Below are 234 nucleotides of genomic sequence, written 5' to 3' on the forward strand. Positions count from 1 at the left end.
GGCGTGCAGCCCGGACAGCGCCCGCTCGGCGCGCAGCCGCTGGACCCCGCCGACCAGCGCGTTGAGGTCGAGGGCGCCCACGACGAGCAGGGCGTCGACGACCGAGCCGAGGATCGCGGAGGCGGCGGAGCCGACGGCCAGCACCGGGGTGAGCGGATCGTCCAGCTCGCCGCGTACGGCACGGCCGAGCTGCCAGGTGAAGCGGGCCGGGGCGAGGGCGGGGACGCGGGCGAT

Annotated in this window: 1 protein-coding gene; it reads right to left on the reverse strand. The window is 78.2% G+C overall.

The window, feature by feature from the left end:
* Positions 1–234 (reverse strand): hypothetical protein (locus tag GT030_RS25890; protein ID WP_161203174.1); only part of this gene is annotated, 234 nt, incomplete at both ends.

The organism is Streptomyces sp. SID1328 (assembly GCF_009865595.1).
In the GTDB taxonomy this organism is placed as follows: domain Bacteria; phylum Actinomycetota; class Actinomycetes; order Streptomycetales; family Streptomycetaceae; genus Streptomyces; species Streptomyces griseoluteus.